12 protein-coding genes are annotated in these 16672 nt (G+C 71.5%); 3 read left to right on the top strand and 9 right to left on the bottom strand.

The window, feature by feature from the left end:
* Positions 1-136 precede the first annotated feature (136 nt).
* The 4 genes from opgC to DEJ08_RS03660 form a co-directional block, all read right to left on the bottom strand.
* On the bottom strand, positions 137-2626 hold the full coding sequence (opgC, locus tag DEJ08_RS03675; protein WP_146248516.1) for an OpgC domain-containing protein: 2490 nt from the start codon (positions 2624-2626) through the stop codon (positions 137-139).
* A complete protein-coding gene (locus DEJ08_RS03670; protein ID WP_111054925.1) occupies positions 2623-3033 on the bottom strand; it encodes an ATP-binding protein in 411 nt (136 codons plus the stop codon). The genes opgC and DEJ08_RS03670 overlap by 4 nt, the downstream gene beginning before the upstream one ends.
* Positions 3030-5102, bottom strand: a complete 2073-nt coding sequence (locus tag DEJ08_RS03665) for a glycosyltransferase (protein WP_258367157.1) — start codon at positions 5100-5102, stop codon at positions 3030-3032. Before DEJ08_RS03665 ends, DEJ08_RS03670 begins: the two co-directional genes overlap by 4 nt.
* A 190-nt stretch (positions 5103-5292) precedes the next feature.
* Positions 5293-6051 carry a TetR/AcrR family transcriptional regulator gene (locus DEJ08_RS03660; RefSeq protein WP_111054926.1) on the bottom strand — a complete coding sequence of 253 codons (759 nt, stop codon included), beginning with the start codon at positions 6049-6051 and terminating at the stop codon, positions 5293-5295.
* 155 nt (positions 6052-6206) lie between these two features.
* On the opposite strand from DEJ08_RS03660, the gene DEJ08_RS03655 reads away from it, so the two are divergent.
* Entirely contained in the window at positions 6207-7130 is a 924-nt protein-coding gene (locus DEJ08_RS03655) for an NAD-dependent epimerase/dehydratase family protein (protein WP_111054927.1), read from the top strand.
* A 116-nt stretch (positions 7131-7246) separates the two neighbouring features.
* Here DEJ08_RS03655 and DEJ08_RS03650 read toward each other — a convergent pair whose 3' ends face one another.
* The 3 genes from DEJ08_RS03650 to DEJ08_RS03640 form a co-directional block, all read right to left on the bottom strand.
* On the bottom strand, positions 7247-8587 hold the full coding sequence (locus tag DEJ08_RS03650; RefSeq protein ID WP_181439022.1) for a fibronectin type III domain-containing protein: 1341 nt from the start codon (positions 8585-8587) through the stop codon (positions 7247-7249).
* 319 nt (positions 8588-8906) lie between these two features.
* The gene (locus DEJ08_RS03645) at positions 8907-10715 is read right to left on the bottom strand and encodes a DEAD/DEAH box helicase (RefSeq protein ID WP_071245939.1); all 1809 of its coding nucleotides are present in this window, start codon (positions 10713-10715) and stop codon (positions 8907-8909) included.
* 91 nt (positions 10716-10806) lie between these two features.
* A complete protein-coding gene (locus tag DEJ08_RS03640) occupies positions 10807-11271 on the bottom strand; it encodes a MarR family winged helix-turn-helix transcriptional regulator (RefSeq protein WP_163343313.1) in 465 nt (154 codons plus the stop codon).
* A 96-nt stretch (positions 11272-11367) separates the two neighbouring features.
* On the opposite strand from DEJ08_RS03640, the gene DEJ08_RS03635 reads away from it, so the two are divergent.
* Both DEJ08_RS03635 and DEJ08_RS03630 read left to right on the top strand, forming a co-directional pair.
* Positions 11368-13557 carry an MDR family MFS transporter gene (locus DEJ08_RS03635; RefSeq protein ID WP_111054929.1) on the top strand — a complete coding sequence of 730 codons (2190 nt, stop codon included), beginning with the start codon at positions 11368-11370 and terminating at the stop codon, positions 13555-13557.
* A gap of 76 nt (positions 13558-13633) precedes the next feature.
* Positions 13634-14221: a TetR/AcrR family transcriptional regulator gene (locus DEJ08_RS03630; protein ID WP_051596480.1), complete on the top strand. Its 588-nt coding sequence runs from the start codon at positions 13634-13636 to the stop codon at positions 14219-14221.
* A gap of 214 nt (positions 14222-14435) precedes the next feature.
* On the opposite strand, the gene DEJ08_RS03625 is transcribed toward DEJ08_RS03630, so the two are convergent.
* Both DEJ08_RS03625 and DEJ08_RS03620 read right to left on the bottom strand, forming a co-directional pair.
* Positions 14436-14936, bottom strand: a complete 501-nt coding sequence (locus tag DEJ08_RS03625) for a flavin reductase family protein (RefSeq protein WP_111054930.1) — start codon at positions 14934-14936, stop codon at positions 14436-14438.
* A 14-nt stretch (positions 14937-14950) separates the two neighbouring features.
* On the bottom strand, positions 14951-16672 hold the full coding sequence (locus DEJ08_RS03620) for an MDR family MFS transporter (RefSeq protein WP_258367160.1): 1722 nt from the start codon (positions 16670-16672) through the stop codon (positions 14951-14953).

Below are 16672 nucleotides of genomic sequence, written 5' to 3'. Positions count from 1 at the left end.
GCGACCGCAGGACGGACGGGAGGCCCGTGGCGACGCCGCCACGGGCCTCCCGTCCGTCTGCCCTCGCTTCGTGAGCAGGAATGGTCGGGTCCGCACGTCGGACCCGACCATTCCTGCTCACCATCCGTGCGCGCGGTCAGCGCGGGATGACCGAGAACAGGAACTTCTTGCGGACCATGTACCAGGCCAGCAGGATCAGCGCGGTGTGCACCACGAACCCGATCCAGAAGTCCCCCCACGGCACACCGGGGATCGACGCGATCGCCAGGGCGAAGAACACCTGCCAGACGAACACGTACAGGCTCGCCTGCCCGAGCGGGATCCAGAGCCAGCCGATCGCTGCGGCGATGGGCTTCCAGAACACGGTGAGGATCGCGTACGACACGACCGCGAAGAACGCGATGTCCACCAGGCGGCCCCACTGCAGGTCCACCCGCTGGTACGCCGTGTTGTACAGGGACTCGTACATCGTCGCCGGGAACGGCACCGGGGTGAACCCGAAGTGGTCACCGGCCCACACGTAGACCAGGAACGCCGCGTACCCGCCGACGGCGACGCCGACCAGGACCTTGCCGAGACGTCCGGTGAGCGCGCCGACGATCTGCCGCCGGTAGTACCCGAGCACGAGCCCGTGGGTGAACACCACCTGCCAGGTGAACAGGGGGAACACCGCCTCGAACTGTGAGTTCAGCGGACGGAAGTCGGGGTTGAGCGCCTGGAACACGTAGAGCGCCCAGCTGGCGGCGAGGACCACCCACCAGAACCCGCGGCGGATCACCCAGATCAACGCCGGGATGAACAGGCTCAGCACCACGAACAGGCCCATGATGTTGAACGGCCACGGCCCCATCTCGAGCAGCAGGAACTGCCGGATCGCGTACCAGGGCGGCGGGTAGGCGAGCAGCTGCATCGCGTTCGGGTACAGGTCGTAGACCCGGCCCTCGGCCTCGACGCCGCCGGTGCCCGTGCCGCGGTCGGTGAACGTGGTGATGGCGTCGGTGTTCAGGAACGGGACAAAACTCAGCGCGAAGACCACCAGGATCACCACGAGCGTGACGACGTACTGCTTGCGCGCGCGCTTCCACGCCCCGATCGCGGCCGCCCACTCGCCGAACTTCTTCACGGCGAACGGGTACGTCATGCCGAGGACCATGCCGGACAGGAACACGAACATCTCGGCGCCGGTGATCGCCCCGACGGCGTGCAGCGTGAGGTACGAGTACGGCCCGCCGATCTCGATGTGGGTGATCACCACGGCGAGGATGATGAACCCGCGGAACAGGTCGAGGCGCAGGTCACGGCCGGGCTTGCCGTCGTCGGGGTAGCGCCAGCTCGGCAGCAGCCGACCGAACACCCCGCTCAGCAGGAACACGATCGCCAGGCCGGCGGCCAGCCAGACGATCCACGCCATCTGGTCGCCGCCGGTCTCGTACTCCTGGGAGATCGCGGCGTTGCCCTGCTGCACGGTCACGCGGTCGGTGACCGGGCCGAAGGCGAAGTCACCGGACCGCTCGAGATCGGCGCGGAAGGCCTCCGCGACGTCCGGGTCCGCGGTGAGCCGCCAGTCGGCCACGCGGTTGCCGGCCTCGGGCTCGCGTCGCTCCGCCTCGAGCACGGTCATGCCCCGGATCAGCGGGCGCTCCTGCACGGCGGCGAGCACCTGCCGCCACCAGCTCCGCTTGACCTGGAGCTCGGCGTCGCCCTGCAGCTCGCGGTTGTACAGGGCACCGGTGTCGAGCAGCATCGGACGGTCGTCGGCCACCGCGAACCGGTCGTAGAACGTGCCCGACTGCGGCTGGTCGTAACCCCAGTCCTCGTCGAACCGCGACTCGACCTCACCGCTGCGGGTGAGCGGCACGGCGCGACCTGCGGCTTCGGTCGGGTCGCCCTTGCCGTACGAGAACATCGAGAGCCCGACCCAGTCGACGGCCTCGGCGCCCGGCCAGTACGGCCCGTACGGGTCGTCGGCACCGGTGAGCTGTCCGTCGCCGTTCGTGTCCGCCTTCGCGACGTCGACCGGGGACAGGTTCCGCAGCCGCCCGGCGGACTCGCCGAACGGGTAGCCGGCACCGTACCCAGGCGACCAGACCATGAGCGCGTCCGACGTGCCCGCGTGCACGGCCGTGCCGAGCGCCCGGAACGCCCGGACGAACTCCGTCGGCTGCTGGCCCCAGCGGACCCACGTGCCGTTCATCTGCGGTGCGAACCGGACGAGCACCTGGGTGTCGTACTGGTCGTGCAGGTCCTCGAACACGGTGTTGACGGCACGGGTGTCCGCGGTGTCGAGCGACCGCAGTTCGCGGTCGGGTTCGAGGCTCACGACGAGCACCGCGCCCTGGGTCGCGGCCGCACGCGCCGAGCGGAGGAGTTCCTGCTTCGCCGTGCCGTCGAGCGGGTAGTCGACGGAGACCCCGTACATCGACGGCGTCGCGCCGAGCCGTCCCTCGTACCCTTCGGGCGAATCGCTGGCCCAGTCGAGGTCGGGGCCGAACCACGTCGTCCCCTCGGCCGGCTGCACGGCGGCGGCGGTCTGCACGGACGCAGCCGACGCCGGCAGCGCACCACCGAGCAGGAGCGTGGCGATCGTGACGAGGAGGGCGACCGCACGGACCACCGGCTGCTTCACCGGTCGCACGCAAGCGTCCAGACGTTGTGGCCGGGCTCGTGCCGGTGCTCGAGGCGGTCGAGCGCGGCGATGGCGAGGGCGAGACCGCGCCCGCTCTCCTGCTCGACGTCGGCCATGGTGACGGCACTCAGGTCGATGTCGACGGGCATCCCGTTGTCGGTCAGCACCGCGGTCAGGGCCTGGTCGGTGGCCTCGAGGTGCACCGTGTACCGGCGCCCGGTCCCCCGGTCGGCGCGGACGGTGTGCTCGACGATGTTCGCGGCGACCTCGGCCAACGCGGTCTCGAGTGCGAACCGGAGCCGCACGTCGTCGATGCCCAGGCTGTCCCACCACGCGGCGAAGCGGTCCTGCACCTCGTCGAGGGAGTCGGGCGTCGCGGCGACCTCGAACGTGGTCTCGGTGCTCACAGGGGTCCTCCGGCGGTGCTCGACTCGTGTTCGGACTGGGCTGGGGTGGCCGGGCCGCGGTACCGGACGGCCCGGATCACGATGCTGAAGATGAACAGGTCGAAGACGACCCACGCGGTGTTCACGAGCGGTGCGATCCCCTCGGCCTGGCCGGTCAGGTAGCGGATGCCGATCATGACCAGGGCGGCGACCAGGGCACCCATGGCGTACAGCTGCGGCTTGACCAGGTCCCACCGCGGCTTCTGCTCGGTCTCGTCGCGCACCTTCGGGGTGACGCGGAACCCGAGCGGCTTGCCCCGGTAGACGTTCTGGAACGCGCTGGTCACCGACTCGATCCAGACCGGGAACAGGGCGAGCGAGTACTGCTGCCCGCGCCAGGTCGGTCTGCCGGCGGCCACCACCCAGAACAGCAGCTGGTTGCACACCAGGAACGGGATGAGCCGGGCGAAGAAGTCGACGCTGTAGGCCTGCACCGGGATGACCCCGAACGACAGGCAGAGCACCGGGGCGGCGATGTAGACGATCGCGGCGAACCCCGACAGGTAGCTCCACATCGTCGAGAAGTACATGAGCCGCTGCCCCCACGACAGCCCCTTCTGCACCAGGGGGTTCTCGCGGAAGAACACCTGCATGGTGCCCTGCGCCCAGCGGAGTCGCTGCACGAGCATCGTCGGCAGGTCCTCGGGGGCCAGGCCCTTCGCCAGGATCTCGTCGTGGTACGCAGACTTCCAGCCGAGGCCGTGCAGGCGCATCGCCGTGGCCATGTCCTCGGTCACCGAGATCGTCGCCAGCGGCATGATCGGCTGCGCCTCGTCGTCGCGGTTGACGTCGAGGGCACGGGCGAGCACCGCGATGGACTCGATGGCGGCGACCGGTGAAGCCTCGCGCCGGCCGAGCACGTCGAGCGCGGCGTCGTCGAGACCGGCGAAGGTGTTGGCGTCGGTCGACATCGCCGCGAGCTCCTGCAGGTCGTTCCGCACGGACTCGAGGTCGGCGGCGGCGAACCGGAACGCGATGGCGTCGATCCCTCGCTGGAACGCGTAGGTCACGTCACCGAGGGGCTCACCGGCGCGGACCTGTTCGCGCGCCTGGTCCACCACGGCCTCGGCGTCGTCGAGGGCGGCGAGCACGCGCGGGTCGGTCTCGGTCTCACGGGAGCGGGCGAGGAGCTTGCGCGAAGTCGCGAGGGTGCGCTGCACGGACGCCTCGACCTCGGCCACGTAGCGCGAGATGCCGAGCTGCATGAGCGCTTCACGTCGCAGGATGGCGTTCGACCCGCAGAAGAACGCGGCGTTCCAGCCGTCCTTCGACTGCTGGATCGGACCGTAGAACAGCGGCGCCTGGCTGCCGAGGGGGTCGTCGTCCGGCACGTTCTCGAACCACTGTGGCGTCTGCACGAGCGCCATCTTCGGGTCCTTGAAGTAGCCGAGGGTGCGGTCGAGGATCGCCGGATCGGGCACCTGGTCGGCGTCGAGGATGAGCAGGAACTCGCCCTGGGTCGCGAGCAGGGCGTTGTTGAGGTTGCCGGCCTTGGCGTGCCGGGGTCGGTCCACCCAGTCGGCGCCGCGGGTGATGACGCCGATGCCGAGCGCGTCGGCCGCCGCACGCATCTCGGGGCGGTTGCCGTCGTCGAGGATCCAGGTGGTGTGCGGGTGCGTGATCGCCTTCGCGGCCCGGGCGGTGCGCTCGACCAGGTCGATCGGCTCGTTGTAGGTCGTGATGAAGACGTCGACGGTGACGTCGGTGGACGGCTTCGCCGGTGGTTCGCCGCGCTCCCGGAGCCGCCAGGCCCCGAGGGCGAAGAGCAGGGAGTCGATGACGCTGTAGGTCTCGGCGAGGATCAGCGGCACCGCGATCCACCACGAGTGCCAGTTCACCGAGGCCGCCCAGCGCCACACGATGTAGTTGACCCCGGCGAGGGACGCCAGGAGCGCCACCGTCCGCACGGTCACCAGGCGTCGGCGGGCGGTGCCGGTGGTCAGGCGGCGGCGGTCCTGTCGGCTGACGTCGAGCGCGGTCACCGGGTCGCCCCGTCCGTCGTGCCGCCGCACGTGCTGCGTCGCAAGCATGCCTCCTGATCAGCGCGGGCCCCGGCCGCGTCGCACACGCCCGAGTGTGGTTCCGGCCGGCAGCTGCCCCGAGGGCACCGTGCCGGTCGTCCGCTCCGGTCATCGGGCACGACCTCGGCGTGACGACCTGTCTACCGCACGGGCGGGGCCTCTGTCAGGCTGCGCACCCGATCTGGGGACAGCACGCGCGTCAGAACGTGGCGGTGAACCCCAGGTCATCCGCCAGGCGCACGATGACCTGGTCGAAGTAGGCGGCTGGGTCGGACACGGAACCGACCAAGTGCCCGAAGAGCTCGAACGAGATCGTCCCGAACACCGTCGTCCAGGCCATCAGGGTGCGGACCAGGACCTCGTCGGGCAGGGTGATGCCGAACGAGCGCAGGGTGGCGACCCCGTCGGCGACGGCGGGACCGGCCACCCCGGGAGCCGCCGTGGGCGCGGTGGGTGATCCGGGCCTCCCGGCCGCCCCCGGCGTCGACGTGACGGACGAGTCCGACGCACCAGGCGCACCGGACCCGACGGCGTCCGCGACCACGCGCACCAGCGCCAGCGCCGTCCGCGACGCGGGCACGACGGTCTCGCGCGGCGCCGCGTAGCCCGGCACGGGCGAGCCGAACAGCAGCGCGAAGTCCCCCGGGTGCGCGATCGACCAGTCGCGGATCGCCCGGCACATCGCGACCCAGCGTGCACCGGGAGCCGGTCCGGCCGCGGCACCGGCGGCCTCGACCGCGGCGCCGAGTTCGTCGTAGTCGGTGATGAGCAGGGCCGTCAGCAGGTCGTCGCGGCTCGGGAAGTACCGGTACACGGCCGACGAGACCATCCCGACGTCACGGGCGACGGCACGCAGGCTGAGGGCGGCCGGACCCTCTTCGGTCAGGCGGGTGCGTGCCGCGGCCAGGATGTCCGCGGTGACCGTCTGCCGTGCGAGTGCTCGGGCGGTGGGTGCCATCCGACGATCCTGGCACGAGAGAGCAGCGCACACAAAGGAGAGCACTGCTCTTGCTTTCGCGTAGGCGAGCCGTCATGCTCGATTCCGAGAGCGGTGCTCTCGCAACGACCACGAAGCGATCGACCAAGAAGCGATCAACCAGGAAGCAGGAGCCCATGCCCCACCACCTCATCGTCGGCGCCGGCCCCGTCGGCCGGCACGTCGCGGAGCTGTTGACCGTCCGGGGCGACCGCGTCACCGTCGTCTCCCGCTCCGGTCGCAGCACGGGCATCGCCGGTGTCGAGCACCTCGCGCTCGACGCCTCCGATGCCGACGCCCTCTCCCGCGCCACCGAGGGAGCAGCCACCCTCTACAACTGCGCGAACCCCGGCGACTACACGCAGTGGGAGCGCACCTGGCCCCCGCTCGCCGCAGCCCTGCTCACCGCGGCCGAACGCACCGGGGCGACCTACGCCATCACCGGGAACCTGTACCCGTACGGCCCGGTCGACGGGCCGATGCACGAGGGACTGCCGGACGCCGCCACCGACCACAAGGGGGTGCTCCGGGCGACGCTGTGGGCCGATGCCCTCGCTGCGCACGACGCCGGCCGGGTCCGCGCCGTCGAGGTCCGCGCCTCGGACTACCTCGGCCCCGGGATCGGCGCGAACGGGCACGTCACCCGCGTGCTGCCGGCGGCACTGCGGGGCCGGGCGGTGTCGATGGTCGGTCGCACGGACCTGCCGCACACCTTCACCGACGTGCTCGACGTCGCCCGGACCCTCGTCGCCGCCGCCGAGGACGAGAGCGCCCACGGCCGCACGTGGATGGTGCCGAGCAACGCAGCGCGGACGCAGCGGCAGGCCCTCACCGACGTCCTCGCGGCGGCGGGGACGCCCGCGGTGCCGGTGCGCCGGATGCCCGCGGCCCTGTTCCGCGTCGGCGGGCTCGTGTCGCCGATGATGCGCGAGCTGGCCGACCTGACCTACCAGTGGACCGCGCCGTACGTGGTCGACGACCGCGAGAGCCGGGCGCACTTCGGCATCGAGCCGACCCCGTGGGACGAGGTGTGCCGCCGGACGGCCGCCGGCGCGGCCTGAAACAAAGCCGCCGACACCGCCACCGCCACCGCCGGCGCCACAACCCGCCGACGCCACACACGGAAGAGGGTGGGACGCGCCGTTGCGTCCCACCCCCTTCCGCCTCGCACCGCCGGTCAGATCACCAGCAGCCTCGAGTACTGCGCCGCGTCGAGCTGCTGCGCAGCTCCACCCGCAGCGGGGACCTTCCACAGCCCGACCGAGGGGCCGCTGTCGATGGAGACGAACACGTCCCCGTCGGCGGAGGCGGCACCCAGGTGCTCGCCACGCGACCCGGCGGTCAGCCCGGTGACCGGCACGGTCGACGTCCCGCCGCTGCCCACCACGAGCTTGTCCGGGATGCCGCGGTCGATCGTGCAACCGGTCGGGCTGGTCGGGTACTCCGACGGGGCGGGGCAGAACTGCGCCGACTGCAGGAGCGAGAAGCCGTCCGCGTTCGCGGCGGCGTACTCGAACGCGTACCGCGGTTCGATCTTCGTCAGTTCGGTCGCCCCGGGCTTGAGCTGGTACCAGATCCACGACCCGGCGGCACCGGGCGAGCGGATGTCGACGTAGACGTTGCCCTGCGAGTCCGCGAGCACACCGGCGGGGTAGCCGACGGTCGAGCCGGCGGGCCCGGTGAACGTGCGGGGCGCGATGCCGGTGCCCTTGACGTACGGCTGGCTGACGGTTCCGCCGAGCACGACGACCTTGCCGTCCGGGGTGACCGTCCAGAAACGCTGATCGCTCCCGACGGCCTTGCCACCCAGGTCCAGCACGACCTTCGGGGTCGAGGTGCCGACGGACAGCTTCTGCACCGCACCGCTCACCGAGTCCACCCAGTACAGGTTGCCCTCGGCGTCGGAGCGCAGGTCCGGGGTCAGGTGCAGGCCGGACGCGATGATCGAGACCCCGCTGCCGTCGGCCGGGTCCCGCAGGATCTCGGTGCCGTCCGCCGACGGGGTGAACACGTCACCGTCGGCGTTCGCGGTGAAGCCTTCGCCGTCCGTCGCGACGACGGTCTCCGCACCGCTGCCGGAGTCCGCGAACCGCACGACGTCACCGTTGCCGTCGAGCGCGAACAGCGACTGCGTCGTCTCCGGCTCGGGCACCGACGGTGACGTCCAGCGCAGCGTGATCGTGCGGCCGGTCCCCCGGTGTCCGAGGGCACGCACCGAGAAGCGGTACGTGGTCGCGGGCGAGAGCTCGTCGAAGCGGTCGGAGCGGGCGCGCGGGTGGAGTCGGTCGACCTGGCGGTCGTGGCGGTTCGCGACGGCGGCGACCGCGACCTTCCAGCCCGTCACCTTCGCGCCGTGCTTCGGGCCGCGCCACGTCAGCGTGGCACTGTCCGCGTCGCCGGTGACGCGGACGGCGGTCGGTGCTCCCGGCACCGACGGAGAGGTGTGCGCCGTCGCCGGCACCGCACCTCCGAAGACGAGCGCCGCGGCGGCGACCGCGGTGATGAGTGCTCGGTACACGATGGTTCCCCTGCCTTCCCCGCGGCTCCCTGCGTCACGGCTCCACGTATCACAGCACCGCGCTGACCCCAGGGGAACGCCTGCGGGTCGGATCTGCGGTTCCCCGCACCGCAAGATGCCGCATGGCCAGACCGGCAGACGCCGTCGTGTTCCCGAGACGCCGCTGAATCCGACGGCGTCTCGCCGACTCGGCGGCGTGGAACCGACACGACGGCGTCTCGCAGGCACGGGACCCGCACCGACGACGGACGGGAGGCCCGGTGCCAGCTGGCACCGGGCCTCCCGTCAGAAGGTGGTCGCGTCTCGGACGCGGCGCGTCTCAGTAGCGCGGCTTGCGCTCCGGACGGTCGTCGCGGTCGTCGCGGCGGCCACCACCACGGCGGTCCGCACGGATCTCGATGAGCTTGCCGCTGATCCGGGTGTCGGTCAGACGGTCGAGCACACCGGGGTCCATGTCGGCCGGCAGTTCGACGATCGAGAAGTCCGGTCGGATCTGGATCGCACCGAAGTCGTCGCGGCGCAGGCCGCCCTCGTTGGCCAGGGCACCGACGATCTGGCGCGGCTCGACGCGGTGACGACGGCCGACCTCGATGCGGTACGGGGACATCGGCTGCGAACGGCGCGGGCCACGGTCGCCGCGGTCACCACGGTCGCGGTCGCCACCACGGTCGCCGCGGTCGTTGCGGCCGCCACGGTCGTCGCGGGCACCACGCTCGTCACGCTCGCTGCGGCGGGCGTCGCGCTCCATCTGGCTGCGGAGGGCGTCGTCGGCTGCGGTGAGGAGCAGCGGCGAGTCGCCCTGCGCCACGACGGCCAGGGCGGCGGCGACGTCGTCCGAGGGGACGTCGTGGTGCTCGACGTAGTGCGCGATGACGTCGCGGAAGGCCGCGATCCGGCCCTGGTCCTCGAGCGCCGCGGTGATGGCGTCGTCGAAGCGGGTCAGGCGCGTCTCGTTGACGTCGTCGATGGTCGGCAGCTGCATCTGCGTGAGCGGCTGCTTGGTGTGGCGCTCGATCGCGGACAGCAGGCGACGCTCACGCGGGGTGACGAAGCTGATCGAGTCACCCGAGCGACCGGCACGGCCGGTACGACCGATGCGGTGCACGTAGGACTCGATGTCGACCGGGATGTCGAAGTTCACGACGTGCGTGATGCGGTCGACGTCGAGGCCACGGGCGGCGACGTCGGTGGCGACCAGGATGTCGAGCTTGCCCGACTTCAGCTGGTTGACCGTGCGCTCGCGCTGGGCCTGGGCGACGTCACCGCTGATCGCGGCGGCGGCGTACCCGCGGGCACGGAGCTTCTCGGCCAGGGTCTCGGTCTCGCTCTTGGTGCGGACGAAGATGATCATGCCCTCGAAGTCCTCGACCTCGAGGATGCGGGTGAGCGCGTCGACCTTCTGCGGGTACGAGACCATCAGGTAGCGCTGCGTGATGTTCGCGGCGGTCTTCGTCTTGGTCTTGACGGTGATCTCGGCCGGGTCGGTCAGGTACTGCTGCGAGATGCGGCGGATCTGCGCGGGCATGGTCGCCGAGAAGAGCGCGACCTGCTTGTCGTCGGGGGTGTCGGCGAGGATCGTCTCGACGTCCTCGGCGAAGCCCATCTTGAGCATCTCGTCGGCCTCGTCGAGCACCAGGTACTTCAGCTCGGACAGGTCGAGCGTGCCCTTCGCCAGGTGGTCCATGATGCGACCGGGGGTGCCGACGATGACGTCGACGCCGCGGCGCAGGGCGGAGAGCTGCACGCCGTACGCCTGGCCGCCGTAGACCGGCAGGACGTGGACGTTCTTCATGTGGGACGCGAACTGCTCGAACGCCTCGCACACCTGCAGGGCGAGCTCGCGCGTCGGGGACAGCACGAGCGCCTGGGGCTTCTTGCTGCCGGACTCCATGCGGGACAGGATCGGCAGCGCGAAGGCCGCGGTCTTGCCGGTACCGGTCTGCGCCAGGCCGACGACGTCGCGCCCGGCGAGGAGGGTGGGGATGGTGGCTTCCTGGATGGCGGAAGGGGTCTCGTAACCGATGTCCTTGACGGCCTTGAGCACAGCGTCGCTCAGGCCGAGATCGGCGAACGTCACCACGGGCCCGTCGTCGAGGGTCTCAGTGGTGGGGGTGGTGTCCGTGCTCATACCACCAACGGTATCTCGAATGCGCGCTCCGCAGGGACGGGAGGCCCGTGGCGGCGCCGCCACGGGCCTCCCGTCCGCCGTGTTGGTCACGTCAGGAGCGCGTGGTGCCGATCCCCAGGACCGCGTCCGCCCGGTCGTTCAGTCGCGTCAGCATCTCGGCGAGCGAGCGCAGCTCGTCCGAGGCGAACTCCTCCGTCAGGTCGTCGAACACCTCGGCGCCGGCGGCGTCCAGCTCGTCGAGCAGCCGTCGGCCGGCGGGGGCGAGCGTGACGAGCGTGGCGCGGCCGTCCGCGGGGTCGGGCGACCCGATCAGGTGCTCGGCCTCGATCAGCGAGGCGACCCGGCGGCTGATCACCGGGCGCGACAGCCCCGTCGCGTCGGCGATCGCGGTCGCCCGGACCGGCCCGTGCCCGGCGACGGCACGCAGGATCACGCGGGCCGTCGGGTCGAGGCCGCCGCGGGACTCGATGAGCGAGGAGCGCAGGGTCTGCCGGACCCACAGCCGGTCGAGCTGGGATCGCAGGAGTCGCTCAGCGGCACGCCGGTCGTCGGTCACGCGCTCAGCGTAGCGGGCACATTTAGTTGCTTGCCGGAAGCAACAGATGTATCGTTGCGCGGTCTGCAAAGTTTCACAGCCAGAAAAAGGAGTTCGATGACCGCCACCGCACCCGTCTCGGTGCAGCACGGTCGGCACACCGCCGAGGCCCCCGCGGCCTCCGGAGGCGCCGGCCAGCAGCCGCTGATGACCCACCGTCAGATCCTCCTGGTGATCTACGGCCTGATGGCGGGCATGTTCCTGTCCTCGCTCGGCCAGACGGTGTTCGGCACGGCGATCCGCACGATCGGCGACGACCTGCACGGGCTCGACCAGCAGGCCTGGGTGACGACCGCGTACCTCATCACCTCGACGATCGCGACGCCGATCTACGGCAAGCTGTCCGACATCTTCGGCCGCCGCCCGCTGTACATCTTCGGCATCGTCGTCTTCATCCTCGGGGCCGTCCTGTCGTCGATGTCCACCTCGATGCTCATGCTCGCCGCCTTCCGTGCGGTGCAGGGCATCGGTGCCGGCGCGCTGATGTCGCTGCCGCTCGCGATCATGGGCGACATCCTCGCCCCGCGTGAGCGTGCCAAGTACCAGGGGTACTTCCTCGCCGTCTTCGGCATCTCGTCGGTCATCGGCCCGCTCATCGGCGGTCTGCTCGCCGGTTCCTCCGAGATCCTGTGGATCACGGGCTGGCGCTGGGTGCTCCTGATCAACGTGCCGATCGGTGTCGCGGCGCTCCTCATGGTCATCGTGTTCCTGCACCTGCCGAAGGTGCACGGCGCCGGCGACGCGAAGCCGAAGGTCGACTGGTGGGGCGCGACCGCCGTCATCGTCACCCTCGTGCCGCTCCTGCTCGTCGCCGAACAGGGCCGCATCTGGGGCTGGGGCTCCCCCGCCGCCATCGCCTGCTACGTCGTCGGTGTCGTCGGCCTGATCGGTCTGCTGCTCATCGAGTCGAAGATGGGCGACGCGGCGATCATCCCGCTCAAGCTGTTCCGCTCGGGCACGTTCTCGATGGCGACCGTCATCGGGTTCCTGGTCGGCTTCGCGATGTTCGGCGCGATGCTCACCATCCCGCTCTACCTGCAGATCGTCGTCGGGCTCACCCCGACCGAGTCCGGTTTCGCCACGCTGCCCCTGGTCGGCGGTCTCATGATCGCCTCGATCACGAGCGGTCAGATCGTCGCCCGCGTCGGCCGCTACCGGATCTTCCCGGTCATCGGCACCGCGCTCGTCTCCGCCGGCTACGTCGTCCTGACCTTCATGTCGATCGACAAGCCGCTTTGGTTCCTGATGATCGGCATGTTCCTCATCGGTCTCGGCCTCGGCTCGGTCATGCAGTCGCTGACCCTGGCGTCGCAGGGCTCCGTGGAGGCCCGTGACATGGGCGTTGCCACGTCGTCCGCCACGTTCTTCCGCCAGATCGGTGGCACGCTCGGCACCGCCGTCCTGCTGTCCATCCTGTTCTCGGTGATGCCGGCGAACATCCTGACCGCGACCGCGAACCAGAAGGACCTCGGTCCGGCGCTCGACGCCGCGCTCAACCCGACCGTCGCCAGCGCGAAGGCGAACCAGGGCGCCATGGACAAGATCTGGACGCCCGTCGTCACCCCGCTGACGAAGACCGTGCAGTCGCAGCTCGACGCCGCCTCGGCCAAGGCGAAGCAGGCCGCCGACGCCGCGGTCACCGAGCAGGTCACCGCGGCCGTGCAGCAGCAGGTCGCCGCGGGTGCCGTGCCCGCCGCAGCCGCGCAGACCGTCATCGACCAGCAGGTCGCCGCGGCCACGCCGGCCGCCGAGCAGTCCGCACTCGAGCAGGTCGCCGACCAGGCGCACGCCAGCGTGCAGGGCGACACCGTGTCCGTCGACTGGGCGGACGCCGACCAGCGCTCCTACTGGGTCGACGAGCTCACCCCGGAGCTGGCGAAGAAGATCGACGACGGCAACACCACGAGCGACAGCGCCACCAGCACGAACGACACCTCGTTCCTGACCGGTGCCGACAGCCGCCTGACCCGGCCGTTCATGGCGGGCTTCAACGCCTCGTCCGTGACGATCTACTGGGTCGGACTCGGCGTCATCCTGCTCGCGTTCGTGCTGACCTGGTTCTTCCGGGTGCCGCCGCTGCGCCAGCGTTCCGCGCTGCAGGAGCAGGCCGACATGTCCGCCGAGGCGCAGCTCGAGGCCGAGGCGGGCGCCGCCGCAGCCGAGGCCGGCTCGTTCACCGGACCGATGACCGGGTCCGTGCCGACCGGGTCCGTGCCGACCGGATCCACGCCGACGCACCGTCGGTGACCGACCGGGGCGTCCGTCCGTGCCCCCTTTCCGGGCGGGCGCCCCTCCCACACACTGCAAACCACCAGGAGTCCACGTGATCACCACCCCGGCAGCGGCTGCGGCAACGGAGCCGTGCACGCTGCGTGAACGGAAGAAGCAGCAGACCCGGCAGGCGCTGCACGACGCAGCGCTCACGCTGGTGTCCGCGCACGGGCTCGACGGCGTCACGGTCGAGCAGATCTGCGCCGACGCCGACGTCTCCCCCCGCACCTTCTTCAACTACTTCTCGTCGAAGGCGCACGCCGCGCTCGGGCTCGACTCGGTCGAGGTCCCGGAGCGCTCCGCGGCCTGGTTCGCCGAGGCCGACGGTGCCCTGGTCGACGACCTGTGCGCCCTGGTCGCGGCCACCGTCCCGCTCTCGCAGGACCGCCGCCGCATGAAGGAGCTGCTCGTGCTCCGGCCGGAGATGTCCTCGATGGTGATGCAGTGGATGGCCGAGTCGCGCCAGTCCCTGCTCAGCGTCGTCGGCACCCGCACGGACGCGCAGACCGCCCGCACCGCGGTGACCCTGGTGATGTCGGCGCTCAGCGAGGTCGCGCACCGCGAGACCGTGCGGAGCAACGACGAGCTCGCGGACCGGCTCCGTGCCGTCGTGCGCGAGATGGCGGCGCTCGTCTCCTGACGCGGGGGTAGCGGGGCCCTTCGGGTCGAACCGGGCGTACCTGGTCGAATCGGGCGTACCTGGTCGAATCGGGCGTACCTGGCAGGAACTTCCTGCCCGGTACGCCCGATTCCACTTTCCAGTGCGCGCGCAATGGGAAGGAACCGCGCGTCGTCGACGCGAGCGAAGGGCGGACGGGAGGCCCGTGGCGGCGTCGCCACGGGCCTCCCGTCCGTCAGGTGGAGACACCCTGACGCCGCCGCGCCGGCCGGTGCCACACGAGGGCGTCACGCGAGCGGTCGCGGGCGAACCGGAGCACGCGCAGCACGACGATGTCGTGGTCGCCCGCTCGGTGGGTGGCCTCGACGACGCACTCGAGCCACGAGTGCGCGCCGTCGAGCAGGATCGCTCCCCCGGCCGTCTCGACCGTCCCCACGCCGTCGAGCCGACGCCCGCGGTCACGCGACGCCAGCTGCGCGGTGTGCGCAGCGTGCTCGTCGCCGAGGACGGAGACCCCGATGACCGGCGCCGCGGCGAGGTCCGGCCAGGTGGTCGAGGAGTGCTGCACGGCGAACGTCACCAGCGGCGGGTCGTACGAGACCCCCACCGTGAAGGACGTCGCGACCATCACCACCGGGACGCCCGTGACGCGGGCGGCGATCGCCACGACGACCGAGGGCACCTCGGCGATCGCCTCGCGGATGTCGAGCGGGTCGTCGGTGAACTCGTCGTGCATGGTGGGTCCCTCGTTCAGGAGCGGGCGAGAAGTGTCCGGGCGCGGCGCTCGTCGGCACGCATGGCGGCGACGAGGGCGTCCGGACCGGGGAACGTGCGCTGTCGTCGGATGCGCCGGCCGACGGTGAGCTCGACGACCGTGCCGTACAGGTCGCCGTCGAAGTCGAGCACGTGGATCTCGACGGTGCGCGGCCGGTCGGCGAAGGTGCTGTTGCTGCCGACGGACACCAGGGCCTCACGGGCGGCGGGCCAGGTCGCCGCCGTGAGCCAGCCGACGTAGACCCCGTCCGCCGGCACGGACCGGACGACGTCGGCGTCGGGCAGCAGGTTGGCGGTGGGGAACCCCAGGCCATGGCCGACCCCGGCGCCGTGGACCACGGCACCGGTGAGCACCGTGCTCGCTCGACGGGGCGCGGGCAGGGACCGTGCCGCCACCACCGCGACGACCGCGACCAGGGCGAGGACGCCGAGCGCGACGGCGTCGGTCGCGGTGGCCAGCAGGACCGCCGTGACGGTGCTGCCGAGCACGGCGCCGAGCTGCTTGACGGTGTTGAAGGTGCTCGAGGCCGCCCCGATGGTGCTCGGGCCGGCGGCGAGCACGGCGGCGAGCGAGAACGGCGACCAGACGAAGGCGTTCGCGACCCCGAAGCCGGTGAAGGCGCTGGCGACCGCCCAGAGCGGTGCACCGGTGCCGATCAGCAGGGCCGTCAGGGCGACGGACACGACGAGCAGGACGGCGCCGACGGTGGCCGTCGCCCGGGGGCCCGCGGTGTTCGTCATGCGTCCGACGAAGGGCGCGGCGGCCAGGCACGCGACGCCCATCGGCACGAGTACCAGTGCGGCTGCTCCCGCACCGAGGCCCCGCTCGGTCTGCAGGTCGAGCATCAGCGGGATCGGTGCGGACCCGACGCAGAACGACGCCGCGGTCGCGCCCCACGAGCCGGTGACGAAGCCGCGGTCGCGGAACAGCCCGAGGGGGACGAGCGCCCGGTCGCCGGCCCGACGCTGCACCGTGAGCACCACCGCGACGACCCCCGCACCCAGCACCACCAGGGCGGCCCGGGGCAGCGGGGCGGCGAGCAACCCCGCTCCGGTCCCCTGCACGCCGACGACGACCGCGAGGACCCCGGCCGTCACCCCGGTGACCGCGAGCACGGGCAGCGGGACGACGATGCGCGGGGACACCGGCACGAACCGGAGCACCGCGATCGCCGTGACGATCCCGACCGGGACGTTCACGAGGAACACCGACGGCCATCCCCACGTCTCGACGAGCAGCCCGCCCACGATCGGCCCGGCGACGGTGGCAGCCCCGCCTCCGGCGCTCCACACGGCGAGCGCGACGGCCAGCCGCGGCGGGTCGAACAGCGACCGGATGACGGTCAGGCACTGCGGGGTCAGCAGCGCCGCACCGAGCCCCTGGACCGCTCGCCAGGCGACGAGCGCACCGATGCTCGGTGCCGCCGCGCAGCCGACGGACGCGATCGTGAAGATCGCGAGCCCGACCATGTAGACGCGGCGGTGCCCGAACCGGTCACCGAGCCGCCCGGCCACGAGCAGCGGCACCGCGAAGGCGAACAGGTAGGCGCTGTTGACCCACACGGACGTCGACGCGTCGGAGCCGAGGTCACGCCCGACGTCAGGGAGTGCGACGGACACGATCGTGCTGTCGAGCAGCAGCATGAAGAAGCCGAGGCAGAGCCCGCCGAGCGCGAGCCACCGACGGGCCGGGGTCAC

It is taken from the genome of Curtobacterium sp. MCLR17_054, assembly GCF_003234335.2.
Classification (GTDB): Bacteria; Actinomycetota; Actinomycetes; order Actinomycetales; family Microbacteriaceae; genus Curtobacterium; species Curtobacterium flaccumfaciens.
The sequence above is the reverse complement of the archived record's forward strand: the minus strand, read 5'-3'. Positions and strand labels throughout refer to the sequence as shown.

Bases quoted from the DNA above. Each gene is read 5' to 3' on its own strand.
- DEJ08_RS03660 (WP_111054926.1), bottom strand. From the start codon at position 6,051: ATGGCACCCACCGCCCGAGCACTCGCACGGCAGACGGTCACCGCGGAC.
- DEJ08_RS03625 (WP_111054930.1), bottom strand. From the start codon at position 14,936: ATGCACGACGAGTTCACCGACGACCCGCTCGACATCCGCGAGGCGATC.
- DEJ08_RS03655 (WP_111054927.1), top strand. From the start codon at position 6,207: ATGCCCCACCACCTCATCGTCGGCGCCGGCCCCGTCGGCCGGCACGTC.
- DEJ08_RS03635 (WP_111054929.1), top strand. From the start codon at position 11,368: ATGACCGCCACCGCACCCGTCTCGGTGCAGCACGGTCGGCACACCGCC.
- DEJ08_RS03645 (WP_071245939.1), bottom strand. From the start codon at position 10,715: ATGAGCACGGACACCACCCCCACCACTGAGACCCTCGACGACGGGCCC.
- DEJ08_RS03665 (WP_258367157.1), bottom strand. From the start codon at position 5,102: ATGCTTGCGACGCAGCACGTGCGGCGGCACGACGGACGGGGCGACCCG.